Annotated in this window: 29 protein-coding genes; 15 read left to right on the plus strand and 14 right to left on the minus strand. The window is 39.3% G+C overall.

Going from position 1 to position 22,415, the window contains the following annotated elements; translation table 11 throughout:
* Positions 1 to 28 precede the first annotated feature (28 nt).
* Positions 29 to 412: a hypothetical protein gene (locus QA612_RS17440; protein ID WP_278285104.1), complete on the plus strand. Its 384-nt coding sequence runs from the start codon at positions 29 to 31 to the stop codon at positions 410 to 412.
* A gap of 189 nt (positions 413 to 601) precedes the next feature.
* On the opposite strand, the gene QA612_RS17445 is transcribed toward QA612_RS17440, so the two are convergent.
* Positions 602 to 976, minus strand: coding sequence for a hypothetical protein (locus QA612_RS17445; protein ID WP_278285105.1), 375 nt, complete (start codon positions 974 to 976; stop codon positions 602 to 604).
* A 143-nt stretch (positions 977 to 1,119) separates the two neighbouring features.
* Between QA612_RS17445 and QA612_RS17450 the strand changes: the two genes are divergently transcribed.
* The 4 genes from QA612_RS17450 (at position 1,120) to QA612_RS17465 (ending at position 2,420) form a co-directional block, all read left to right on the plus strand.
* Positions 1,120 to 1,422 (plus strand): hypothetical protein, encoded by a 303-nt coding sequence (locus QA612_RS17450; RefSeq protein ID WP_278285106.1) that lies wholly within the window; start codon positions 1,120 to 1,122, stop codon positions 1,420 to 1,422.
* A gap of 64 nt (positions 1,423 to 1,486) precedes the next feature.
* Positions 1,487 to 1,675 (plus strand): PspC domain-containing protein, encoded by a 189-nt coding sequence (locus QA612_RS17455; RefSeq protein WP_278285107.1) that lies wholly within the window; start codon positions 1,487 to 1,489, stop codon positions 1,673 to 1,675.
* A gap of 84 nt (positions 1,676 to 1,759) precedes the next feature.
* Positions 1,760 to 2,056, plus strand: a complete 297-nt coding sequence (locus QA612_RS17460) for a hypothetical protein (RefSeq protein WP_278285108.1) — start codon at positions 1,760 to 1,762, stop codon at positions 2,054 to 2,056.
* 115 nt (positions 2,057 to 2,171) lie between these two features.
* Complete coding sequence (locus QA612_RS17465; protein ID WP_278285109.1) at positions 2,172 to 2,420, plus strand: hypothetical protein; 249 nt, start codon at positions 2,172 to 2,174, stop codon at positions 2,418 to 2,420.
* Positions 2,421 to 2,610: 190 nt separating this feature from the next.
* Here the strand turns inward: QA612_RS17465 and QA612_RS17470 are convergent, their stop codons facing one another.
* The 4 genes from QA612_RS17470 to QA612_RS17485 form a co-directional block, all read right to left on the minus strand.
* Positions 2,611 to 3,171 (minus strand): DUF6944 family repetitive protein, encoded by a 561-nt coding sequence (locus QA612_RS17470; protein ID WP_278285110.1) that lies wholly within the window; start codon positions 3,169 to 3,171, stop codon positions 2,611 to 2,613.
* Positions 3,172 to 3,607: 436 nt separating this feature from the next.
* On the minus strand, positions 3,608 to 4,714 hold the full coding sequence (locus tag QA612_RS17475) for a Ger(x)C family spore germination protein (protein ID WP_278285111.1): 1,107 nt from the start codon (positions 4,712 to 4,714) through the stop codon (positions 3,608 to 3,610).
* Between the two features lie 2 nt (positions 4,715 to 4,716).
* The gene (locus tag QA612_RS17480; RefSeq protein WP_278285112.1) at positions 4,717 to 5,805 is read right to left on the minus strand and encodes a GerAB/ArcD/ProY family transporter; all 1,089 of its coding nucleotides are present in this window, start codon (positions 5,803 to 5,805) and stop codon (positions 4,717 to 4,719) included.
* A complete protein-coding gene (locus QA612_RS17485) occupies positions 5,798 to 7,327 on the minus strand; it encodes a spore germination protein (protein WP_278285113.1) in 1,530 nt (509 codons plus the stop codon). The genes QA612_RS17480 and QA612_RS17485 overlap by 8 nt, the downstream gene beginning before the upstream one ends.
* 277 nt (positions 7,328 to 7,604) lie before the next feature.
* Here QA612_RS17485 and QA612_RS17490 point away from each other — a divergent pair, with 277 nt between their 5' ends.
* A complete protein-coding gene (locus QA612_RS17490) occupies positions 7,605 to 8,171 on the plus strand; it encodes a nucleotidyltransferase family protein (protein WP_278285175.1) in 567 nt (188 codons plus the stop codon).
* A gap of 134 nt (positions 8,172 to 8,305) precedes the next feature.
* Here QA612_RS17490 and QA612_RS17495 read toward each other — a convergent pair whose 3' ends face one another.
* Positions 8,306 to 9,322: a DUF3231 family protein gene (locus QA612_RS17495; RefSeq protein WP_278285114.1), complete on the minus strand. Its 1,017-nt coding sequence runs from the start codon at positions 9,320 to 9,322 to the stop codon at positions 8,306 to 8,308.
* 241 nt (positions 9,323 to 9,563) lie between these two features.
* On the opposite strand from QA612_RS17495, the gene QA612_RS17500 reads away from it, so the two are divergent.
* Complete coding sequence (locus QA612_RS17500) at positions 9,564 to 10,034, plus strand: hypothetical protein (RefSeq protein ID WP_278285115.1); 471 nt, start codon at positions 9,564 to 9,566, stop codon at positions 10,032 to 10,034.
* On the opposite strand, the gene QA612_RS17505 is transcribed toward QA612_RS17500, so the two are convergent.
* Positions 9,976 to 10,539, minus strand: coding sequence for a hypothetical protein (locus QA612_RS17505; protein WP_278285116.1), 564 nt, complete (start codon positions 10,537 to 10,539; stop codon positions 9,976 to 9,978). The two genes, QA612_RS17500 and QA612_RS17505, sit on opposite strands and share 59 nt — an antisense overlap.
* A gap of 334 nt (positions 10,540 to 10,873) precedes the next feature.
* Here QA612_RS17505 and QA612_RS17510 point away from each other — a divergent pair, with 334 nt between their 5' ends.
* The 4 genes from QA612_RS17510 (at position 10,874) to QA612_RS17525 (ending at position 13,311) form a co-directional block, all read left to right on the plus strand.
* Complete coding sequence (locus QA612_RS17510) at positions 10,874 to 11,125, plus strand: hypothetical protein (protein WP_278285117.1); 252 nt, start codon at positions 10,874 to 10,876, stop codon at positions 11,123 to 11,125.
* Positions 11,126 to 11,201: 76 nt separating this feature from the next.
* Positions 11,202 to 11,705 carry a hypothetical protein gene (locus tag QA612_RS17515; protein ID WP_278285118.1) on the plus strand — a complete coding sequence of 168 codons (504 nt, stop codon included), beginning with the start codon at positions 11,202 to 11,204 and terminating at the stop codon, positions 11,703 to 11,705.
* A gap of 135 nt (positions 11,706 to 11,840) precedes the next feature.
* On the plus strand, positions 11,841 to 12,692 hold the full coding sequence (locus QA612_RS17520) for a hypothetical protein (protein ID WP_278285119.1): 852 nt from the start codon (positions 11,841 to 11,843) through the stop codon (positions 12,690 to 12,692).
* A 103-nt stretch (positions 12,693 to 12,795) separates the two neighbouring features.
* Positions 12,796 to 13,311: a CBO0543 family protein gene (locus QA612_RS17525; RefSeq protein WP_278285120.1), complete on the plus strand. Its 516-nt coding sequence runs from the start codon at positions 12,796 to 12,798 to the stop codon at positions 13,309 to 13,311.
* Between the two features lie 334 nt (positions 13,312 to 13,645).
* Here QA612_RS17525 and QA612_RS17530 read toward each other — a convergent pair whose 3' ends face one another.
* Positions 13,646 to 13,867 (minus strand): hypothetical protein, encoded by a 222-nt coding sequence (locus tag QA612_RS17530; protein ID WP_278285121.1) that lies wholly within the window; start codon positions 13,865 to 13,867, stop codon positions 13,646 to 13,648.
* 131 nt (positions 13,868 to 13,998) lie between these two features.
* Here QA612_RS17530 and QA612_RS17535 point away from each other — a divergent pair, with 131 nt between their 5' ends.
* A complete protein-coding gene (locus tag QA612_RS17535; RefSeq protein ID WP_347568881.1) occupies positions 13,999 to 14,652 on the plus strand; it encodes a hypothetical protein in 654 nt (217 codons plus the stop codon).
* Positions 14,653 to 14,830: 178 nt separating this feature from the next.
* Here QA612_RS17535 and QA612_RS17540 read toward each other — a convergent pair whose 3' ends face one another.
* The gene (locus QA612_RS17540) at positions 14,831 to 15,532 is read right to left on the minus strand and encodes a hypothetical protein (RefSeq protein ID WP_278285122.1); all 702 of its coding nucleotides are present in this window, start codon (positions 15,530 to 15,532) and stop codon (positions 14,831 to 14,833) included.
* Positions 15,533 to 15,645: 113 nt separating this feature from the next.
* On the opposite strand from QA612_RS17540, the gene QA612_RS17545 reads away from it, so the two are divergent.
* Entirely contained in the window at positions 15,646 to 16,131 is a 486-nt protein-coding gene (locus QA612_RS17545; protein WP_278285123.1) for a lipoprotein, read from the plus strand.
* Positions 16,132 to 16,246: 115 nt separating this feature from the next.
* Here the strand turns inward: QA612_RS17545 and QA612_RS17550 are convergent, their stop codons facing one another.
* A complete protein-coding gene (locus QA612_RS17550; RefSeq protein ID WP_278285124.1) occupies positions 16,247 to 16,861 on the minus strand; it encodes a hypothetical protein in 615 nt (204 codons plus the stop codon).
* A 398-nt stretch (positions 16,862 to 17,259) separates the two neighbouring features.
* Positions 17,260 to 17,763 (minus strand): CBO0543 family protein, encoded by a 504-nt coding sequence (locus QA612_RS17555; RefSeq protein WP_278285125.1) that lies wholly within the window; start codon positions 17,761 to 17,763, stop codon positions 17,260 to 17,262.
* 670 nt (positions 17,764 to 18,433) lie between these two features.
* Between QA612_RS17555 and QA612_RS17560 the strand changes: the two genes are divergently transcribed.
* Both QA612_RS17560 and QA612_RS17565 read left to right on the plus strand, forming a co-directional pair.
* Entirely contained in the window at positions 18,434 to 18,883 is a 450-nt protein-coding gene (locus QA612_RS17560; RefSeq protein ID WP_278285126.1) for a hypothetical protein, read from the plus strand.
* Positions 18,884 to 18,968: 85 nt separating this feature from the next.
* The gene (locus QA612_RS17565) at positions 18,969 to 19,922 is read left to right on the plus strand and encodes an arsenic resistance protein (RefSeq protein ID WP_278285127.1); all 954 of its coding nucleotides are present in this window, start codon (positions 18,969 to 18,971) and stop codon (positions 19,920 to 19,922) included.
* Positions 19,923 to 19,944: 22 nt separating this feature from the next.
* Here QA612_RS17565 and QA612_RS17570 read toward each other — a convergent pair whose 3' ends face one another.
* The 3 genes from QA612_RS17570 to modA form a co-directional block, all read right to left on the minus strand.
* Positions 19,945 to 20,406 (minus strand): putative iron-sulfur cluster-binding metallochaperone, encoded by a 462-nt coding sequence (locus QA612_RS17570; protein ID WP_278285128.1) that lies wholly within the window; start codon positions 20,404 to 20,406, stop codon positions 19,945 to 19,947.
* 142 nt (positions 20,407 to 20,548) lie between these two features.
* Positions 20,549 to 21,202: a molybdate ABC transporter permease subunit gene (gene modB, locus QA612_RS17575; protein ID WP_278285129.1), complete on the minus strand. Its 654-nt coding sequence runs from the start codon at positions 21,200 to 21,202 to the stop codon at positions 20,549 to 20,551.
* Complete coding sequence (modA, locus tag QA612_RS17580) at positions 21,202 to 21,957, minus strand: molybdate ABC transporter substrate-binding protein (protein ID WP_278285130.1); 756 nt, start codon at positions 21,955 to 21,957, stop codon at positions 21,202 to 21,204. The genes modB and modA overlap by 1 nt, the downstream gene beginning before the upstream one ends.
* Positions 21,958 to 22,415: the final 458 nt, after the last annotated feature.

The raw sequence follows: 22,415 nt of genomic DNA on the forward strand, positions 1-22,415 counted from the left end.
ATATTCCTTAAAAGGGGAAAGAATTAATTTGCTAGGTTTAAGCAGGCTTCAAAAGCTCTGGAACGTTGGGATTGAGCATTTTTACAAATCCGGACGACGTTTTGGCGTTCGGAAAGCTGCAATAATAGCAATTGTGGACGTTAAGCAACCGCCACTGAGCCTGCAAAAGGAAAAAAGCAGGTTTGCGGTAACGCGGGAGCCCGCCAGCGTTCCTGCAAAAGGAAAAAGAAGATTTGCGGTAACGCGGGAGTCCGCCAATAAGCCTGCAAAAGGAAAAAGAAGATTTGCGGTAACACGGGAGTCCGCCAGTGAGCCTGCAAAGGGAAAAAGAAGGTTTGCGGTAACACGGGAGCCCGCCAGCGTTCCTGCAAAAGGGAAAAAGCAGGTTTGCGGTAACGGGGGAGCCCGCTAATGAGCCTGCAAAGGGAAAAAGCAGGTTTGCGGTAATATAGTAGTCTTTTATATTCCTTAAAAGGGGAAAGAATTAATTTGCTAGGTTTAAGCAGGCTTCAAAAGCTCTGGAACGTTGGGATTGAGCATTTTTACAAATCCGGACGACGTTTTGGCGTTTGGAAAGCTGCAATAATAGCAATTGTGGACGTTAAGCAACCGCCACTGAGCCTGCAAAAGGAAAAAAGCAGGTTTGCGGTAACGCGGGAGTCCGCCAATGAGCCTGCAAAAGAGAAAAAGAGGTTTGCGGTAACGCGGTAGCCGGCCAGTGTTCCTGCAAAAAGGAAAAAGAAGGATTGCGGTAACGCGGTAGCCGGCCAGCGTTCCTGCAAAAGGGAAAAAGAAGATATGCGGTAACGCGGTAGCCGGCTAGCGTTCCTGCCAATGAACCCGCAAAGTCTGAAGAAATAAAATGCAGTAAGAAAGCAGCCGCCAGAACCCGTAAAAAGCCAAAAATCAATTTACAGTCCCATAGAATCGCCCTAACACGCCCAGACACCGACACCACCCTGACTGCTATTTTCATATCTCCCTAGAATTCACTTACCATCAAAACAAAAAGAGCTAATTTGCTTGTTTATTTTAGTAACAATAAAGTCACTATCACTTATCATGCAACACAACGCAACATTAAATTACATAATGAACAAAAAACGAGGTGAAAACAAAATGAGACCAATATTGGAATATATTCGTGTCCTACTCATTATCTTCATAGTCTCAGCCTTACTAGGAACCATCGTACAACGAACCTACGCATTCATAGGCGTCAACACAGAAACATACGGCATGATCGGATTTCCAGCCGTATTAATCATCATTTTCATCCTATACAGAAATAAACTCCAATTCAGCGGCTGGTACAAAGGAGCAGAACGACAAAAACTCCCGAAAAAAGTAACCCAAGTACTCATGAGCTGCATCGCTGTTCTATTAGTCACACCAATCATCATCATGCTCATGTCATCTTAATAAGCACAACAGTTACACCCTATTTTTACCCAAACAAAACCCAAACGAAAGGAGTTCCACCACAATGAAACTAGAAAAATCAGCAACAGACAAATCTCTATTCGGCGTCTGCGGCGGAATCGCAGAATTCTTCGGCATCTCATCATTAAGCGTCAGACTCATATTCCTCCTAACACCAGGACTATTCATCCCATACTTCATCCTAGCATCAACCCTACCAGCAAAACCAACACCGCCCAAATCCCTATATTAACTCACTTCCTCTGCCTCTACAGGATAATGGTAAAAATTAACAACAGCATCACACCTAATATCTACCAAAAAAGGAGCAACCAACATGAACTATTATAAAATCACAGGCACCATCCTCATCATCCTATCCGCCATCATCTACACCATCGAAAGAGCCGCATCCATGATCGCAAGCAACACCTTTATAGCCGGCTGGCACGCAGGAGGCCGAACAGGCGAAATCCCCCTACCAGAAATCAACACCTTCACCGACAACATCTTCGCCCCAGCCTTCCTGATTCTCGGCATAGCCCTACTAATCTACTATTATGTAAATAAATCAGAAGACACAACAGTAGCGGGTAAACAAAAGCCCCCTGCACCAAACCAAGCTGACAAGTGAACAACAGCCTTTCAAATACAGCAACCTGCACCTATACCACGAACAAAACAAACGAAAAACTTGACTTTCGCCTACGGCCTCAAGCCAAGTTTTTCTAAGATAGGAGGATAAAATGATGAAAAACTACCTATCCAAAGCATCCCTCACTTCCATCATGCTAACCATCATCGTTCTCGGTTTCGTAGATGTTCACGGACAATCAGGCACCATCATCTTATTTACTGGTCTCGCCATTTCCCTCATAACAGCATTAGTAGGGGAGAAAGGACAACTACGAACCTTTTCCATCAGCATTATCAGCCTAGTAGCGGCCGTCTACACCATCCTTTTTATCGGAAACTATATAATTCTATCATCCTACTAACTGGAACACTCACGAAAAGTATCATCCTAAGAATACTTCCGAAAAATTATTACCCTACTAGAAATACTTCCGACAAATTATCATCCTACTAACTAGATCCATAGCGAAAAGCTATCATCCTACTAACTAGATCCATAACGAAAAGCTATCATTCAACTAACTAGATCCATGACGAAAACCAATCATCCTATTAACTATTTTCCATCTCTTTCTCATAATCAATCGTTGCCCCAATGGACTGCAATGCAATACCGAACACCTGGATCCACGGTCCAATAACGCGAAGCACTTCGCCCTTTTCCTTTTTGGTGGCCAAAATAAAGACAACACCAATTGACTGTAGAATGTTCCCAAGGGACTGAATAATATTTCCTGAAATTCGAACAGGATGACTACCCTTGTTTTCCTTGCCGATAGCGGAAACATTGGCACCAAGAGCTTGTAAAGTAGACCCTAGGAATTCATTATTGAAGCTCTCCAGCTCTTCACCAATTAACCGCTTAAAAGCAGCATAGGACGTAGTTCCAGCACCAGTTGCTTGAATCCAGTTCCCGATCTCAACGAAGGGTTCTTCCGTTTCCCCTAACGCTTGGAGAGCATTCCCAGACCCTTGAATTCCTCGTCCAATCAAACGAAGCTCCGTATTCAATTCCTCATTATTCGTTAACCTTTTTGTATGTCCAATTGCAGCAACGATCACCCCAATCAAAGCAACCCATTGCCCAATTAACTGCTGAAGCTCATTAGACATCCTTCCCAGTCCTTAACTAACGCAAGATTTTTGTGCAAAAAGAAGCTACATACGTACACCACAGAAATAACCATCAAACCAACAAAAAAAGCACTTCTATCTTACATTTTATTCGTGAACTTTCCAACTGTGTATAGCCTTTCTCACCGTATTTATGTATCCTTCCATTTTGGGAATAAAATTAGCTAGTTTTATACCGAGCATTACATGATTTCATAGCATTGCAGTCGTCTAGACGGCATCCTATGAGCAAGTTTCGCTGTTCTATGAGCATTTCCCCATTCTATGATCGGCTTCCGCAGTTCTATGAGCAAGTTTCGCTGTTCTATGAGCAACTTCCCCATGTCTATGATCATTTCCCCATCCATTCCATGGAAAGTACAGTGCAAAGTAATTCGCAAGCAAATTTGCAATCAATGAACGAGCTAGTACGCAATCAATTAATAATCCCAAATTCAACAATTTCCACTTCCATGTTAACGGTAAATTGAACGTTTTGATAAATTTCCTTCCATTTATAGTTTTTCCAAAAGTCTTGGTGATGGGCATAAACGTGGCGACCAATACCAAGTCCGTCAAAGTTTGCAGCTTGGATTTTATCTAAAATGTTTTCTGAATAGGTGGTTAGGTTTTCTGAGATTGTAGATGTTAATTCATCAATTTTTTCCTCCTCCTGAAGTTCATCCACAGGATATTCCGATACGGCTATTTTCACATGTAGATCCAACGTTGTAGCTACTTCACCATTATCCTTTGGTTCAACATGTAGCTTTCTTGAAAGCTCATTGATTCGAAAGGTAATGTAATTGTTTTGGTCAGGGGTTTTCTCGTCGTGGACCTTCTGGGTGATGGATGTTATTTTTCCTAATTCATCTGCTAGCATTAAATAAACCATTGCTTCGTTTGAATCTAGTTTTCCTGTCATTTTGGTACCGTCAAACAATGCTAGTCCAGCAGAGTCAATGGTGTTTTTACCTGGCCTCAATAAGGGAACGGAAAAATCGTGACCAGGATCAAACATAAGTGGACAAATAATCTGGAGATTCTGCACGGGTGCAAGAGACTCTCTTTCCACACCTTCTATTAACTCAGTAATAAATTGACTAATTTCCGGTTGGTTAGTCAAAGGAATAGTTAATAATTCATTTACGTTTCCTTCAGAAACAGCGATTTTCGCAATAAGTGAGCTTCGCGGGTCACGATAAAATTTATCCAACAAAGAATATATATCTTGTTTTGCCAGGTCCTCACTCAAAATAATCACCCTATTTCTAGAAGGGTCTAACGTTTTTTGAGTGGAACGTTCAATGCTTCTTCTCGCATTTCTAGCAGAAGTCCCCACATGTGAATAGACAAGCTCATTTATTTTCTCTTTATCAATAATAGGAATGGCAACGGACATTAGTAACTGACCATTTTCCTCACTCTTGTCAAAGCCAATTGCCGTGATGAGTGATTGATCCTTGAGAAATGTCTGATCCCAGCACCCTGTACAAAAAACAATAATACAAATGAACAAACATGGGATTCGATTCCGTCGCATGGCTATCCTCCAGCATGATTTTTTCTAAAAAATGAGAACATGAAAAGAATGACAGGGAAGACGAAGATAAAAAGAAAAGAAATATTACTAAATAGTTTTACCCACTCTTGAATGGATTGGTCATTTTTTGGAATAGAACCTACAACAACTGTAGTAGCTGCAACGAGGGGGATGATCCACTCTATTTTTTTGGTATTCATTAACGATGCTAACCCAATGGAAGATGCGTAAAGATAGCTACTGTAAGTTGCCCCAACAAAAAAGATAACAAAGCATAAGAAAAACAAATCAACTCGTTCAATCATAATAAATGTAAACTCTTTTATCATATAAAGGACTGGCTCTGGTACTAACAGAAATTCCTGTGGACTGAAATAGACGATACTCGTAAACGTGACAAAGGTATAGACGGTAGTTACGAATATGTTAGATAGTGTCATCATTTTTAGCTTATCCTTTGCTTGTCCTTGGATAAAAGGGTAAATAACGATCAGTAATTCATACCCTGTCATAGCGTAAATACCTTCTTTTGCACCAAGAACAATGGCCTCTAATCCTTCGTTTCCAATAGGTAAGACAAATAAATAATGGGCATTTTTATGAGCTATAGCTAGAAAAATGACCATAAGGATATTTAGTGGAAACAAGATTGAATATAAGCTAGCAATAGATTTTATCCCACCTCTCACAAGGTAGGAACAGATAAATATAAACAAAAGGAGTAGGATCCAATTAGGCGTATATGGAAGAATCCACTCTTTCAATAAACTAGTGTAAATAACTAACGTTGTAATTGCGGTAGTAATAAAAAAAGCAATATAGGAAGTGTTTAGGAAATTACCTACTATTTTTCCTAACAATTTTTTCGTAATTTCAAACAAAGTGTTTGTAGGGTACTTTCGACAAATAAACCATAATAGGAAAATATTCGATTGAATAAACAGTCCAGAAAGTATAACAGAAATCCATCCATCACTTCCTGAAACGGTAAACACATTGAATGGAAGTGACAGTCCTCTTGCACCCATTTGCGTCACGACCATGAATGTGAAAAGCTGATAAGGGGGAACGATAGCTTGATTTTTACGCAAAATCATCCCACTCCTTAAAAGCTGATTTACGTTTTTTATTCCCAGGACGACGGAAGTTTTTAAGGGACCACGTAGGGAATCGAATAAAGGAATCCTTTAGCTTTTCTAATTTTAATGGAACAAGAGGGGACAAATAGGAAGTTCCAAAGGATTCTAATCGACATAAATGGATGATTAAGAGTAAGTAAAAATAAACGATCCCTACAAACCCAAAGATGGCAGCGGAAAACATCATGGGAAATCGAAGCAACCGGATGGACGAGCTCATCTCATGGGAAGGAACAACAAATGAAGAGATGGCAGTAATGGCAACAATAATGATCATAATATTGGAAACGAGTCCAGCTCTTACAATAGCGTCTCCAATGACCAACCCGCCAACAATACCAATCGTCTGGCCAATAGGATTAGGTAGTCGGATACTAGCTTCTCGCAATAACTCAAGCGTCATTTCCATAATAAATGCCTCAACAATATGAGGATAAGGAATATCATCTACAGCCTGCTTTACAATTAATATTAAGCCCGATGGAATAACCTCGGGATGAAAGGATACTACGGCAATATAGAAAGCTGGGAATGTAACGGCAATAAAGAAACTAGCAAGTCGAATTGCACGATAAAAGGACCCCATTATCCATCGTGTATTATAATCATCCGGAGACTGAAAAAAGGTGAACAATGACACGGGCAGAATTAAGACACTAGGAGAACCATCAAACATTAAAACAATTCGACCTTCCATTAAATTTGCAGCAGCCCGATCGGGTCGTTCTGTATTCAACATTTGTGGAAATGGGGAAAAACTATGCTCCTCTATCAACTGCATGACAGCGCCACTACTTTCCACACTACTAATAGAAAGAGAATCTAGTTCATTCCATATTTTCTTCACGACTTTGGAGTCGGCCAGACCCTCCACATAAATAATAGAAACAGACGTATTCGTTTTTGTCCCAATAGTCATATTTTTAATAATCAAATCAGTATGGATTATTCTCTTCCGAAGTAATTGCTGGTTCACCTTTAAGCTTTCCACGAAACCTTCATGCTGCCCAATAACAATCCGTTCATTAATAGGTTCATCAACACCTCGATGAAAAGAAGAACGAACATTCACAACAAATAGCTGTGGTACCCCTTCATAAAGAATGACGCATTTTCCATCCAATAGTTTCTGAATAGCATAATCTAATGTGGGACAAACATCAAAACTCTTTTTTAGCTGGTCCGTCATCGCAGCTTCGTTATCATGGGAAAGGAGAGAAATAGCTTTCTGATAGAGATCTTTATCTAAATAGGGATCAAGGTAAATCGTGACAAGCTTTTTTTCATGAAAAAGCTTGTTATTGATGATTAAATCGTCTGTAGTTGAAAAGGAATCTTTTATGTAAGTAATGCCCTGCTCAAGACCAATATAATTCGTTTTTTCATTGGACATTGATCCAGCATGAACAGGTACACGAGTATCATCTGTTGTAGTTCCTTTTCTATGAAAGAAATTGAGCCATTTCATCGCCATCCTATCCTCCTAAAACAAGATAATAGTTAGTATGTCTTTAATTATTTGCGGATATGTATGAAAGCCTAATGAAGCCTTTATATTGCGGGAAATTCGGATTAATGTTTGTGATCAGTTGGGGATATGCTTCAGAAATCTATCTTAATGGTTTGGTGAAAATTAGAAACGTATTGCTAAAGAAGATTAACAGTCATATGAAGTACCTATCACTAAAGTTTTTTGCAACTATTAAAGTAATGATAGAATGAATATTAGATAGAGGGAGGGGATTTAATTGATGCTAAAAAACGAAAAAGACGTCATTGAAATTATAGAGGAAGACGAAGAGATGATGGAGATTCTCCGTGCTGCTAAGACACTAAACCTTCCCGATTGGTGGGTATGTGCTGGTTTCGTCCGTTCAAAAATTTGGGACACGTTGCACGGTTTTCCAACTCGCACTCCCTTACCAGACGTCGATGTCATCTATTTTGATCCTGAAAATATAGACGAACAACATGAAAAGGAGTTGGAAGCTAAGCTATGTTCTATCCTCCCTGAAACCCCTTGGTCTGTAAAAAATCAAGCGCGAATGCACAAAAGAAATAACCTCCCTCCTTACAAAGACTCCGTTGATGCCATGTCTAAATTTCCAGAGACAGCAACGGCTCTTGGCGCAAAGCTTAATGAGGAAGGGGAGGTCATTTTAGCAGCGCCTTGTGGAATAGAAGACGCCATTCAACTACAAGTAAAGCCAACAACATTTTTTACAGAAACCACAGAACGGACAGAAATATATGAACAACGGATTCATAAAAAAAACTGGAAGGCGATTTGGCACAAGCTAGAGATTCACCACCCATAACATAACATGTGAAGGAAGATGGAGGATGAGCATGAATGTTTGAAGTGCGTCAGTGTCCAAAGATCACAGAGCATATACCAAAGACCAAAGACCAAAGACCAAAAACACACGTTCAGAGGAATGGCGTCCTTTCTCTAATCTTCCTTCGCGAGTTTCTTATGGTTCGGAATTTGCGGCGGCTGCTCAATCCACTTATTTTTGACCATGATATCAGCTCCGTCCTTTCCAAACTGGGCAGATTCAGCAGATAGACGAACATAGTTCGCAATAATATCTGATCTTAAACTAACTGCAGAAGCAGTAGCATAGTTCGAAATGCTCGATGAAATAATTAAAGCAGAATGGAACATGATTAATTTATCTGAAAAAGTGTATTCAGTAGAATCGGTCACTTGAAGGTCCCACGGCATCGGGGATGGAATATCATCATCCGTTAACATTTTAGAAAAGACTCGAATATGCTTTTTCGCAATCTCTTTTCCAGTAGTACAGTACTCTCGAACCTTTTTAGATTGTGCCACTTGTGCAAACCCTGTAAGTAAGGCACTTCCAATGGCATTTGCCTCCACATTTGACCCAATATGTGTTATCTCTACCACATTCAACGGTCTATTATTATTCCCTAAATTGAGAATCCCACCTAAATAGCTTTTGTCGTCAATAAAATCTACATTATTGGATGTTGAAACATACGGTGGTCTAATGAACAACCCCTTGCTTAACAATACATCTGCAGTTTTATTATAAAGGTCCAATGAATCTTGAATAGCTTTACTTAAAAAATCCCGAACATGACCCTGGGCAGAGGTTGCCAATGCTACTCCATACACCGATAACCCTACCTTCGCCATATTCTTTAGGTAATACAAATAAAAGGCATCGGAATACAAGCGGGGAGCATTACCACTAACATCTTCTCCCATAAATCCAACTGGTAAAGGCTGACCATCATTTTTTAAAATAGTAATTGATTTTTGCAAACTTTGTTCGGATATAGTAAGTGCTAACTTTAATATTTCTTTAATATCTTGATCCTCTACATGTTGTAAAAATTGGTTCAATACGCAAATAGACATACTGTTGTTTTGATAGCTACTCCAAACAACGGCTAGTTCAGAAGCTGTCAAACGGATATCTTTCATTTCCGGCATAGGGTATCCTCTCCTAGTCCTAGTATCTTAATGATAATAATATCTACCAAAAATAAAATTGTATTCAAAATGATATAGTGCCTTAAACGAAAGGTGCATATTTATACAATGCTTCTAATACATAGTTCCTGTGGTTTTGTCTTAGAGTTTGGAGGAATTTCGAACAAATTTAGTTGAAAATTATATTGGATACATTTTTATTTACCAACGAATAATAAAAAGAAAAAGGAGCCTGTTATGAATGAAGATTCCAGCTATTGTACGACTATGCTTTTTTACGATCTCTATAATCTCACTGATTTTTTTGCCTAAAACATCACTAAAAAAATATTTACCTGTTTCTATTTTTACATCAACACTTGTCTTATTCGTCTGTGCATTGGCTATTCCTTACAAATTTTGGTCAATAAAAGGTGGCCTCTGGGAAAGAGTATGGAATGATTTTAGCTTTGTTTTCGGACCATTTTTTGCCGGAACACTCTGGATCTTTCATCTGACCTATGGAAAATTCATTCGTTATATTGGGATTAATTCGTTCATGAATTTGCTGCTAGCCTACCCATTAAGTACGATCATGCAAAAGTATAACGTATACAAGCTAAAGAACTTCAACAATCATCTCGTATTCCTAACATACTTTGCTTTTTCCTTTATCATTTATGGCTACCAAATGCTAATCGATCGTTCTGTAAAAATTGGTGTGGATCGGTGATCGATGAGGAAGTCCTTCCTTGATCTTTCTGGAATTGCCGAATTGCCAGCAAATTAGGATTTGTGGGAATAAATGTGGTGCCAGTGTTCCTGCAAATAGGGGAGAAGGGGATTTGCGGTAAGGGAGAAGTGGTTTTTATTAACAAGGAAGTCAACAAGACAATATTTGCTAGGTTTAAGCAGGAACCTAGAGCCTCAGAAAGCCTTAGAATCAGCAAATGCATAGCCAATAAGCCTGCAAAAGGAAAAAGGAGGTTTGCAGGCATATAGAGTGCAGCCAATAAGCCTGCAAACGGAAAAAGGAGGTTTGCAGGCATATAGAAGGGTGCCAATAAGCCTGCAAACGTTGCTAAAGCCCATTTGCAGGCATATAGAAGGTAGCCAATAAGCCTGCAAAAGGAGAAAAGGCGAATTGCAGGCATATAGAGTGCAGCCAATAAGCCTACAAACGTTGCAAAAGCCCATTTGCAGTAAGATAGAAAACTAAATGAGCCCCCACAAAACATATTTTTTCTCCTTTCCGAAGCTCAATAGTTGTTGTAGGTGTTCTGGACCATGAGAAAAAAACAATATTTGCTGGTTTTGCGTAGCAAAACTTTCAATTTCCAACATTAGAAAAGAAGGAATGAATGATCGCAATATAGAATTGTAAATCAATGGCATGGAATAGAATGACAAAATATCGTATTTCCAATACAAAACAGCCTCCTGTCCAGCTGACCTACTAATCCATAATAATGTTAGACCGATTAAACGATCGTTTAAACCAAGAGTCGCAGCATCTATTAATTTTTCACCGGAATGGAATATAAACCTTCACAAAACTCATGGAGGAGAAAAATGAAAAAACTAGAATTCAAAGTAGAGTACATTCCAGGAATTATTGCCTTCTTAGTAACCATCGTCTTATTTACTGGAATAATGTTTCAGCTTTTTTCACAAACAGATATCCTCACGTTTTCATTAATAATTGGTTTCCTCGTCGTCCTAACCATTGATATTAAAAAAGGTAATTTCAAAAAGAAAGAAAAGACAATTCCAATAAGATATGGCACCATGATAGGCTTGTTTTGTCTTTTAACCTTTCTTTGAAACTAATAAAATTTTTTTCGGAAATCTAGGGGTGTTAAAAAGAGGGGTAAAATAAAACAGAAAAGAGAGATGTAAGATGAACATCGAATTATTTTTACCAGTTATTTTTCTATTAGTCATTGCAATTTTTATTACCTTCTTCCTATTAACCAAAATGAACGATAAAGCTAAAAAGCGAATTTTTATATTTATTCCAATCGTACTCCTACTGGCGTTTGCCATGACATATATTCCTCACAGTGTCGTGAGCATGGAGCCTAATAAAGTATCTAAAATAACAATTTTTGACGGAAATACTGGCTACGATATTGAGATTACTGATGAAGACCAGATCGATCACATCATAACGAACTTAAATGCCGTAACCTTTCAAAAGGGGAAATCCTCCTTCGGCTACATGGGCTATAGTTTCCGAACGACCATTTACAACCAAAAAAGGAAGCGACTGAAAGATTTTATCATTAATTCGAACGATACAATCAGATACAAAGGTTTTTTCTACACCGACAAAGCACAGTCCATCGACTATGATTACATCAAGGATCTCATTAGTGAAAAAATAAAAAGCGAGACGAATTAGCACGTTCACTATTACTCATTTAATTGGGAAATAAGCTTTCCGGTCCAGAACGCAATACTGTCAAAAAAAATTTAATGAAATGCCCTATATTGACGAATACTAACCCTAATCCATTTACGGAATAGGGGTTTTTTTATGTTTATTCGTAGAAAAAAATGGAACAAATATCCGTATATCATTTTGTTTATCTTCCACTCCGCAATGCTCATTTTCACTTTCTATAAAAAGAAGGATAGAAAATCACTATCTGTGTTACTCTTCTCCATTATGGGTATGGCTTTTATTTTTGACTATTTTGTACTTTCATTTTTCCGAGGGTATACGTATAGACCGAAATTTTTAAGAAACAAGCACCTAGATAGTGTATTGGGGGCTACTCTGTCCCAAGCGATTTATGTTCCGTTCACAGCACTATTTATTACAGCCTTTCAGCTAGGATGGAAAGTGAAATGGCTTTTTACCCTTTATTTTGTTGCCGTAGAAAGCATATTTGAATTTTTAGGAATTTACAAACGTAAGTGGTGGAAAAAAACATATACATTTCTTCTAATCCCAGTATATTTTTTCATCACCGATAAATGGTGGCAGCTGTTAAAAAGCGATAATCCACCTATTAAAATTATATCCTTATATAATATTTTCCACTTCATATGTATCAATGGAATTTTTATATTAGAGGTTCTAGGAAAAATACGATTCGGTTACTCCATGAAAAAACAAATAAAAATTATCCCAACATATGTTAGCATTCTTGCCTTTATTCGAACATGGACCATAATAAAGTGCAGTCAGTGGGCAAGGGTTTTATGGATGATAGCAGTATTAGGAGTGGATAGAATTCTATTTAGATTAGGAGTAATAAGAGCAAAATCCATGTACCCATTAACATTTATTCATATAGTAACGCTTATCTTAGGTAACATATTTAAGAAATGGATCGAAGAAAGTGGCAAAACTACCGAAGACCATCACCAACAAAAAGCATAAATATTTGTTAAAAAATAGGATATGTTATGTAAAAGAAATTTAGAGAAAATACATTTATAAAGCTTAAATCACATTAAAGTCGTAAAGAAAAAGGGCGGACATCATGATCCACTTATCAATAAAACTATTGTTTGTACTAGCAGCATGGAAGTGGGGAGATTGGAGAAATTGGCAGAAATATTATCCAACAATACTATTCTTCATCCTCGGAGACCTAGCGTACAATTACATCTTTTACGATTACACACTATGGGAGTTCGACGAAAGAATCCCTTTATTAAAGTATGATACATTTTTAGTTTTTTCGTTTATGCTGTTGCGATACCCGGCAACAGTGCTCATTTTCCTCGGAAAATTTCCAAAAGGTATGGCTAAGGGAACTGCCTGGATTTCACTTTGGGTCATCATTTACATCGGATTAGAGATGTTTGATCTAAAAATGGGTCTAATCGAGCATCACAACGGCTGGAACTTATTGTGGTCTTTCGTATTCGACATTATGTTATTTGTTATTATAAAAATCCATCATCACCGCCCAATCATAGCCTGGGCCCTTACAATTATCTGCAGCATCATATTATGGAACCTACTAAACGTACCAATAGATATCTTAAAATAGCGCATCCGTTTAGTGGGGAGGGGAGGACTCTGTCAATGATGGGGTAGTTTGTTTGCTCATAGAAAGCGGAAACCTGCTCATAGAACGAGGAAACAGGATCACAGAAAATGGAAATGCTCATAGAAAGTGGAAAAACTGATCATGGATTTTGAAAATTTGCTCATAGAACTCCCACTCTTGCTCATAGTGCAGTATAAAGAAGCCACCAATATTCCCGCAAACGGTGAAAATGGTATTTGAGGTAAGGTAGACGTGGTTTTTATTAAAAAGGAAGTCAACAAAACAATATTTGCTAAGTTTAAGCAGGAACCTAGAGCTATAGCAAGCCTTAGAATCAGCAAATGCATAGCCAATAAGCCTGCAAAAGGGAAAGAGCAGGTTTGCAGGAAGATAGAAGGCGTCCAATAAGCCTGCAAAAGGGTAAAAGAGGATTTGCAGGAAGATAGAAGCCCGCCAATGAGCCTGCAAACGGGAAAAAGAAGATTTGCAGGAAGATAGAGGGTAGCCAATAAGCCTGCAAAAGGGAAAAAGCAGGTTTGCAGTAAAATAGAAGCAATCAATGTCCCTTCAAAAGGGTAAAGTCCAAATTTGCTAATTTTAAGCAGGAACCTAGAGCCGCAGAAAGCCATAGAAACAAAAACCTACAAACACAGAAAAGCAGGTTTGCAGTAACATAAGAAGCCCCCAATGTTCCTGCCAAAAACCAAACCCGATCATAGAACTTCGACTCTTGCTCATAGACCTAAAATCCATCCCCAAATCCCCAAATCCCCAAATCCGATCATAGAACACCAAAACCGGCTCATAGACCCAAAAATCTCACCATACATAATCCCACTCAACCCCGGGCACCTTAAACAAAAAAGGAAAATGACAATGATCGGACTCATACTAGCAATCATAATATTCAACACCATCGCCTTCAAAACAAACAAACGCCTAACAGGCAACCAAATCCTACACATCTGGATGTTCACCATCGCACTTATCCAAACCTTCGACATCATCGTCGACTACAAATATCACGGCTACTGGTACTTCACCAAAAACATCGACTGGGCAGGCCTACTCCCAAACACACTACTCATCGCCCCAGTCAACATGATGTTCCTAAACTGGTACCCACTCAAACAACCCATCACCAAACACATCCAATACATCACCATCTGGGTCCTAGCCATCCTCATCTACGAACTAATCGCCCTCCTCCCACACCCATGGGGCTACTTCCACTACGGCTGGTGGAAATTCACCTACTCCATCCTATTCGACCCAATCCTCTTCCTCACCATCCTCGGCTACTACAAATTCGTACAAAAGCTCGAAACCCAACCCCAATAACCATTTGTGTAAACATAGACACAGCCACAAAAGGGAAGATAGAGACCCATACTCTATCTCCCGTCACCCACCCCTTCAGCAACAATCCTCATCCGGAAACTACTAATTTAATAATAAAGTCTACCCTGAAAATACACGGTATGAAAGCAAAATGAAGTATCGACAAAAATAATTATTTTCATCCTCCATGGTGAAAGTTTTTCTTACATAGGCGGTCTACCCTGAAAATACGATAGAAGGTCGCCAATAAGCCTGCAAAAGGGAAAAGGAAGGTTTGCGGTAATATAGAAGGTCGCCAATAAGCCTGCAAATCGGAAAAAGAAGGTTTGCAGGAATATAGAAGGTCGCCAATAAGCCTGCAAAAGGGAAAAGGAGATTTGCAGGCGTATAGAAGCGATCCAATAAGCCCGCAAATCGGAAAAAGAAGGTTTGCAGGAATATAGAAGGTCGCCAATAAGCCTGCAAAAGGGAAAAGGAGATTTGCAGGCGTATAGAAGCGATCCAATAAGCCTGCAAAAGGGAAAAGGAGATTTGCAGGCGTATAGAAGCGATCCAATAAGCCTGCAAAAGGGAAAAGGAGATTTGCAAGGCGTATAGAAGCGATCCAATAAGCCTGCAAAAGGAAAAAAGAGATTTGCAGGCGTATAGAAGGTCGCCAATAAGCCTGCAAAAGGGAAAAGGAGATTTGCAGGCGTATAGAAGCGATCCAATAAGCCTGCAAAAGGAAAAAAGGAGATTTGCAGGCGTATAGAAGGTCGCCAATAAGCTTGCAAAAGGGAAAAGGAGATTTGCAGGCGTATAGAAGGTCGCCATTGTTACCGCAAATGATGGAAAAACAAAAATACGGTAAGAATGAAGCCGCTAGATAGAAAATTTTCATCCCCCATGGTGCAAATCTCCACTTGCATGGGGAGTCTACTCTAAGAAAAGAAGTGAAACCTTTGAACCAGAATTAACGACTACTATAGAAACAGGAATCGAAAGGGGAATAATATGCGAAAACTGTTATTTGTTTTTACAACGTTGATCCTTCTCAGCGCGTGTAATTCAACAGCAAATGTCTTTCCTAAAGAAAAACCGGATGACTTTGCCTTTTCCTTAAAATATGGGATAACAGCAGCAAATGAGTTAAATACGTATGACAACACGTTCACCAAAGATTTAATCCAAGATGGAACCGCAACAACAGACATGGAACTTTCCAATGAAGAAATGGAGGCAATTTACGAAAAATTTAGAAGTGTGGACGTTCTAAGCTTGCCAGAAGAAGAAAGTGGCTCCCCATGCATGGACCCGTATAACCGATACGAACTCACCATGACCGTAGATGGTGAGCAGTACAATTTAGAGTGGGACACATCTTGCACATCGAGAGCCCTCAATAAATGGGAAGACACAATGGAATATATCATTCTAGACATTATTTTTACAAAAGAAGAGTACCGTGCACTACCAGAAGCCACTGGCGGCTACGATTGATAAACAACTCATAGACCCACACCCCGCACCGCAAACGCTAGCACCAATCTAGCGTTTGCGGTGTTATAACCTGTGCAGCATTCACGAATGCTCCAGTGGAAATGAGGATGCAGCTTTATTTTTTCCCGCGTTCGCTTTTGGCAATGCTGTGATACAGTCCGTTCTTAATATTGCTAAACGTGACCTCCACAATTTCCTTGCCAGTGTCACCGTACTCCATGTACATAGTCGATAAAAAGTTAATGACCTGCGCTGCATTTTTTTCAAAATTCCAGGAAACATGATGGAAGCTGCAGTCCTCCATGTGGAAGTAGCCCTCACCTTTATACACTAACGTACATTTATCAAAATGACAGCTACGAAATTCCTTGTTGTCGATGTTGATGACCTTATTTGTAAATGTTTGATTATGGAATGACTCAATTTTTTCCTCATCAGCTCCTTGTTTTTCATTCGCGTAAGGATCCACTTTAATCCGATTCAACGTTTTTACAAAAAGCCGTTCGTCCTCATAATCGCTAGGGGCGTAGAGCACCTTAGGGTTGAAATTCAGCGTCAAAAAAAACAGGACGACGAGCAAAATAGGAAAGCCGATGACAAACAGAATGAAAATCGGCTGCAAACTCTCGTCAACAATAGCAAGCGCTGACAGCATCGCCACCTCAGCAAGGCCAGCGAACAAACCAATCACGGTCAACGGATTGCCAATTCTCCCAGAAGTCTTCGTCATAATCCAATTCCTCCCCGAACGTTTGCAAACGCCCTTTATACCTATCCATAAGCAGGGGAGAGGAAAACATGACAAGAAATAATGCAGGGAAAAATGGACACCAGCCATTCACCGAACTAAGTTTAAGGTAGGGAAACTAGTTGGAACCAGGGGGGAGTTTACTCATCGGATCGGCGAACATGCATAAAGGAACGTGGAACCTGCTCATAGAACCGTGGAACTTGCTCATAGGAGGCGGAAACCTGCTCATAGAAAGTGGAAACCGGATCATAGTACGTTGAAACTTGATCATAGAAAGCGGAAACTTGCTCATAGAAAGCGGAAATGCTCATAGAACCGTGGAACTTGCTCATAGGAGGCGGAAACCTGCTCATAGAACGAGGAAATTCGATCATAGATCACCCACGTTCATCCCCAGCAACATTCTCATCTATTTTTGGAAGGACTACCCGTTTGATTACTTCGAGAATGCTACGAGTTAAAATTTTTACGATGAACACAGCGAATGCAGAGTGAACCCAATCCCAATTACCCTGAAATTTAAGCAATTTTGTCTTTCTTTCGCCCCAGATTTCATATGTAGACTGGGGGAGACCGAACAGCAATAGCTTGCCAACGATTCCCGGAAGTCGCGAATTATACGTAGCTTGCCCGTACCAGACGGATAAAAAAGCGCAAATAATATAATCATAAACAAAATTAATTTTAAATTTTCTTGGAAGAAAGCGCACAGGATATTTCAACTTCCCTGTTTTAACTAAAATGGCATCAAACAAATGATTCAAAACGCCATTTAGTAAAAAATATGGGACCCATAGTTTCCAAGAAGGCTTACGAAATAAGGTTGGTATTGCTAGGATTCCAAAAACGATTGCAAACCGTATAACAAAACGTTCCAACATTTTTTCCACACTCCTTATGAAGATAGTATGAGAAAAAACAAATAGTTTTATGCACAAACTATTTTTTAAAAAATAATTTTTGAGCATGCTTTGAGCAAACTACAAAGTCCATATTCAGAGGTGGACCTCCATGTAAGTGATTGCACCATGTAGTATGAAAATCTCCTATCAAGGGTGTTCATCCGTTCCATACGGACGCTTTCACCACAGGCATAAGTGCGACATCTGTTCATGCTTCACAGTGTCTTCTTTACCGCGGGCAACGCCTCAGCCCCGACACTTCGCACTTACGTGCCGAAGTGTCGGGGCTTCCCCTGTTGCTTTCCCGCTGGAGTCACCGCATTTCACTCCTGCACCGTCTTCACGGTATACACTAGAAAGTTGCCATGTATTGAAACCTTTTAACCCCTATGAACGTCTTATATAAAGAGGTATACTAATGTTAGAGGAAATAACAGTCATTTTTCAGTACGAAAGTAACTAAATATACATAGGCCTTTTATTAGTTAGTGCGGATTTTGTTAGATCCTTTTATTGCCGTAGTACAAACCTCCCCCGTTAAGGGAGTGGTATTAGAAAGTACCTTTTAGGGTAGTTAAACAAAAAGAGAGAAACATAGCTTCATAGGGGAGTCAACTTCAATTTCAATGATTAAATTGAGGTGAGAATATTGAAGAAGGTTGTTATCACACTGGTATCTGTCAGTTGTTTATTTATAGTACTGCTCTTATTTTTAGGGCATTCGACCCAATCTCCACATCAGCAAATTGAAGATGATGTGGTCGTCTTTGTGTTTGGTCATGGAATTGAAAACGGAGGAAATTCATGGCGTCCTACAACAGATGAAGAGAGAAACGATATTATTACATGGTTTAATACTGCAACGAATATCCGACAATCAACCGAAGCCAATCACCCCATTATGAACGAAGGGATCATCATTGAAATACCACCAGAAGAATCAAATGGATCCTCCTCACAGCACATCGGCATAAAGGGAGGAGAAAGAATTTGGATTGCCAATAAAGGGGAAGATGTGTTCATTTCCAGAGGCGACGAATTCTATTTGGCCGAGCACCCAAACCTCCACCAATTCATCCAAGAGCTAAGTATGTATTAATTCGGCTCATGGGGACGGTTCTCCCGAGTCGGCGGCCGACTCGGGAGAACCGTCCCCATGAATTTTTATTTGGAGTGGTTGCAAATTGAGTTTATTGGAGAAATTGTATTCCTTTGTCATTTTTCTTGCAGTGGTTATTGGGATTAGTATAGGGCAAGTGGAGGTTATTCGAACAAATGCCGAAAGCCTTATCGTCCCATTATTAGTAGCCATGCTCTATATTACATTCTTACAAATTCCTATTGAGGAAATAAGAAACGCGTTTAGAAACACTACATTTACATATACGTCTGTTCTCATCAATTTTGTTTGGACACCTATTTTTGCGTGGCTACTTGCAATGATTTTTTTAGGAGACAATCCAGCCCTTTATATAGGATTTATCATGTTAATGGTTACTCCTTGTACAGACTGGTACTTAATTTTTACAGGCATAGCAAGAGGAAATGTTGCTTTATCGACCGCTATCTTACCATTAAATCTAGTATTACAAATTATGTTACTTCCTGTGTATCTGCTCATCTTTGGGGGCACTACTGGAGTTATCGACCTTGGATTTCTTCTGGAAAGCATTCTAATCGTTTTATTTATACCATTCGTGCTGGCCTTGCTGACAAAACTTAGCTTGAGAAGTAAACAGGTGTTAAGGGAGAATCTCATCAATAGATTAAGTGTCTTGCCAATTGTTTTTCTAAGCCTTGCAATTGTTGCGATGTTTGCCTCTCAAGGGCAAATAGTAATCAACAACTTAGAGATCATATGGCAAATGATGATACCTCTCCTTTTATTTTTTGTTATAAATTATATGGTTGGTCAAAAGATCGGACAAGTCATGAAATTTCCGTACGCTGACCGAACTAGCCTCAGTTTAACGACACTAGCGAGGAATTCGCCGATCGCCTTAGCAATCGCAATGACCGCATTCCCTGATCAACCACTCATTGCCTTAGCGCTGGTCATCGGACCACTATTGGAATTGCCCATTTTAGCAGTCATTTCCCAGGTTTTATTGTTAAAAAATAGACGGCGCCATTTATAAAAATAGAAGCCTCCCAAATGCGTTAATTTGGAAGGCTTTTTATATATTGTGTAACATTTCCTAAGCAGCAGCTTCCTTGAGGGTTGTTTACTTCACAACCACAACGGTTTGCTTTCGTATTTTCCTTAATATGCTCAAGGGGCTTCGTTCCTTGTCCTAGCTCTGTGTATTCTATTATTTTTTCCTTTGTCCAATTGAAGCAATAGCAAACAGGGACAGTCCTTGAATTTTCCTTTTGAAAAACAGGGACTTTCACGTCTGACTTCACATATGTTTTATTATTTGTGTCAAAGTAAACGACATCACATTTTTCATTTGAGCAAAAAGAATGATTAGCATTTCCATTCAAGTTTTCTAAAGAAAGTGGTTTAAGCATTGCTTTCACCGTAATTATCTTAACAGCTTTTCCAATTCCTTCACAGGACGGGCACTCCCGCACCATCTCCTTCGCTGTCACTAAACCATTACTACAACAATCTACCATCAGACTCACTCCTTTGACTCATAGGGACGGTTCTCATGAGTCGGCGGTGTACCACAACACAGGTTCATAAAGTTACATTCACTAGACAATCCTCTATAATGGCCTAATGCTTTGAATCAAAAGAACCGTCCCCATGCCCCAACTACTTAAACCATCGATGAATAAGGTACAAAAATAGGATTGTAACGAGACTTAAGATAATAACCATGACGTGAGCATCCATCATTCTGTCTGCCTGTACTGCATCGTAAATGGCGATAGATAATGTCTGTGTTCTACCAGGAATGTTTCCAGCAACCATTAATGTTGCACCGAATTCTCCCATTGCTCGTGCGAATCCAAGGACCAGTCCAGCTAAAATTCCTTTGTATGCTAGGGGGATAATGATGTGCCGTAGCAATTGAACCTTACCAGCCCCGTCCAGCTCTGCTGCTTGGATCGTTTCTTTGTTGATTGTCTCGAATGACGCTTGAATTGGCCTAATTAATAATGGCAAAGCGGCAATGCTTGCAGCAATAACGGCAGCTTTCCATGTAAAAACAATGGGTTGTCCTGTGATACTTTCAACCATTTGACCTAACGTGCTGCTCCTTCCCAGTAGGAGGAGTAAATAATATCCTAATACGGTTGGAGGAATAATCAATGGTACAGTAACGACTATAGAAAGAAAGCTCGTTAATTTATTATTATTAAAAGCAAACCACCATGAAAGAAGAATTCCCATAACAAAAGCGATAATCGTTGCAATCGTTGCAACTTTTAGGGATAACCATAAAGGAGTAACAATCGTATCCATTACGGAATATCAAATCCATACTCTAGCAATATTTCCTGTCCTCTTTCACTTAGGACAAATTGCATGAAGCTCTTTGCTAAATCTTTTTTCCCAGTCTGTACAGGTATCCCTAACGCCTGTAAGATTGGTTCATGGGCTTCTTCCTCAATTAATTCATAGTGAAATTCGGTTCTGTTCATTAGAGCAAGTGCGATAATCCCCACATCTGCATTCCCAGACTCCACATATTGATATGACTGTCTGATGTTTTCTCCTAACACTAGCTTAGGCTGAATTTCTTCCCAAATTCCCCACGATTCCAACGTCTCTTTTGCTGCTTTCCCATAAGGTGCATGCTCTGGATTGGCAATCGTAATATGTTGGACCTCAGGACTTAATAAATAGTCTTTATCCAATGGAACATTTTCCTCGCTAGAAGACATGGTAACAATCCTACCAATGGCATAATATTCTTTTGAATCCTCAAATACAGCTTCTCTTTCAATTAGTCGATCAATGTACGATTCATGAGCCGCCAAAAACAAATCAAAGGGTGCTCCTTCCTGAATCTGTTGCGTTAACAAGCCAGTTGATCCATATGTAAACTCAATATTAATATCACTATTCTCGGAAAACTCATCTCCTATTTCTGTTAAAGCATGATATAAGTCAGAGGCCGATGCCACATAAATTGTTTGCTCATCACTTTGTTCATTGCCACAACCAATTAATAAAATTATTGTAAAAAATAAAAGTAGTAAATGTTTCATAATCATTCTTGATCCCTTCCATACATATCGATGTTTAATTAACAAGTTAAATTATATCATAAGAATCATGGGGACGGTTCTCATGATGCGGAGTCTATCTTCCCAGAAAAGAGTGATTTACATGTTTGCGGTAACATAGAAGGCTTCTATCTTCCCGGAAAAGAGTAATATACATGTTTGCGGTAACATAGGAGAAGCCTATCTTCCCAGAAACCAGCAATTTAATAGTTTGCAGGAGTATAGGAGTCGTCTTTCTTCCCGGAACCGAGTAATTGTATAATATGAGGTAAAAAAGGAGTCTTCAATTTTCCCAGAAACATACATTGTTACTGTTTGCAGGAGCAAAGGAGTTATACTTATTTGTTTTGGTTTAAGCAAGCATCCCTCTATGCATTTCAACAGGATCTAAAAAAATGTTACCATTAATTCCCTATGATTTAATGGTGAAATGTAATGTAAAATAG

This window comes from Evansella sp. AB-P1 (assembly GCF_029688925.1).
Taxonomy (GTDB): domain Bacteria; phylum Bacillota; class Bacilli; order Bacillales; family Salisediminibacteriaceae; genus Evansella.

Coding starts and splice junctions, on each gene's coding strand:
- QA612_RS17520 (WP_278285119.1), top strand. CDS start 11,841: ATGTTTATTCGTAGAAAAAAATGGAACAAATATCCGTATATCATTTTG.
- QA612_RS17515 (WP_278285118.1), top strand. CDS start 11,202: ATGAACATCGAATTATTTTTACCAGTTATTTTTCTATTAGTCATTGCA.
- QA612_RS17445 (WP_278285105.1), bottom strand. CDS start 976: ATGAAAATAGCAGTCAGGGTGGTGTCGGTGTCTGGGCGTGTTAGGGCG.
- modB (WP_278285129.1), bottom strand. CDS start 21,202: ATGGATACGATTGTTACTCCTTTATGGTTATCCCTAAAAGTTGCAACG.
- QA612_RS17495 (WP_278285114.1), bottom strand. CDS start 9,322: ATGCCGGAAATGAAAGATATCCGTTTGACAGCTTCTGAACTAGCCGTT.
- QA612_RS17485 (WP_278285113.1), bottom strand. CDS start 7,327: ATGGCGATGAAATGGCTCAATTTCTTTCATAGAAAAGGAACTACAACA.
- QA612_RS17460 (WP_278285108.1), top strand. CDS start 1,760: ATGAACTATTATAAAATCACAGGCACCATCCTCATCATCCTATCCGCC.
- QA612_RS17465 (WP_278285109.1), top strand. CDS start 2,172: ATGAAAAACTACCTATCCAAAGCATCCCTCACTTCCATCATGCTAACC.
- QA612_RS17570 (WP_278285128.1), bottom strand. CDS start 20,406: ATGGTAGATTGTTGTAGTAATGGTTTAGTGACAGCGAAGGAGATGGTG.
- QA612_RS17525 (WP_278285120.1), top strand. CDS start 12,796: ATGATCCACTTATCAATAAAACTATTGTTTGTACTAGCAGCATGGAAG.
- QA612_RS17455 (WP_278285107.1), top strand. CDS start 1,487: ATGAAACTAGAAAAATCAGCAACAGACAAATCTCTATTCGGCGTCTGC.
- QA612_RS17555 (WP_278285125.1), bottom strand. CDS start 17,763: ATGTTGGAACGTTTTGTTATACGGTTTGCAATCGTTTTTGGAATCCTA.
- QA612_RS17470 (WP_278285110.1), bottom strand. CDS start 3,171: ATGTCTAATGAGCTTCAGCAGTTAATTGGGCAATGGGTTGCTTTGATT.
- QA612_RS17545 (WP_278285123.1), top strand. CDS start 15,646: ATGCGAAAACTGTTATTTGTTTTTACAACGTTGATCCTTCTCAGCGCG.
- QA612_RS17450 (WP_278285106.1), top strand. CDS start 1,120: ATGAGACCAATATTGGAATATATTCGTGTCCTACTCATTATCTTCATA.
- QA612_RS17535 (WP_347568881.1), top strand. CDS start 13,999: ATGTTCCTGCCAAAAACCAAACCCGATCATAGAACTTCGACTCTTGCT.
- QA612_RS17505 (WP_278285116.1), bottom strand. CDS start 10,539: ATGTTTTGTGGGGGCTCATTTAGTTTTCTATCTTACTGCAAATGGGCT.
- QA612_RS17475 (WP_278285111.1), bottom strand. CDS start 4,714: ATGCGACGGAATCGAATCCCATGTTTGTTCATTTGTATTATTGTTTTT.
- QA612_RS17510 (WP_278285117.1), top strand. CDS start 10,874: ATGAAAAAACTAGAATTCAAAGTAGAGTACATTCCAGGAATTATTGCC.
- modA (WP_278285130.1), bottom strand. CDS start 21,957: ATGATTATGAAACATTTACTACTTTTATTTTTTACAATAATTTTATTA.
- QA612_RS17540 (WP_278285122.1), bottom strand. CDS start 15,532: ATGAAAATTTTCTATCTAGCGGCTTCATTCTTACCGTATTTTTGTTTT.
- QA612_RS17550 (WP_278285124.1), bottom strand. CDS start 16,861: ATGACGAAGACTTCTGGGAGAATTGGCAATCCGTTGACCGTGATTGGT.
- QA612_RS17490 (WP_278285175.1), top strand. CDS start 7,605: ATGCTAAAAAACGAAAAAGACGTCATTGAAATTATAGAGGAAGACGAA.
- QA612_RS17500 (WP_278285115.1), top strand. CDS start 9,564: ATGAAGATTCCAGCTATTGTACGACTATGCTTTTTTACGATCTCTATA.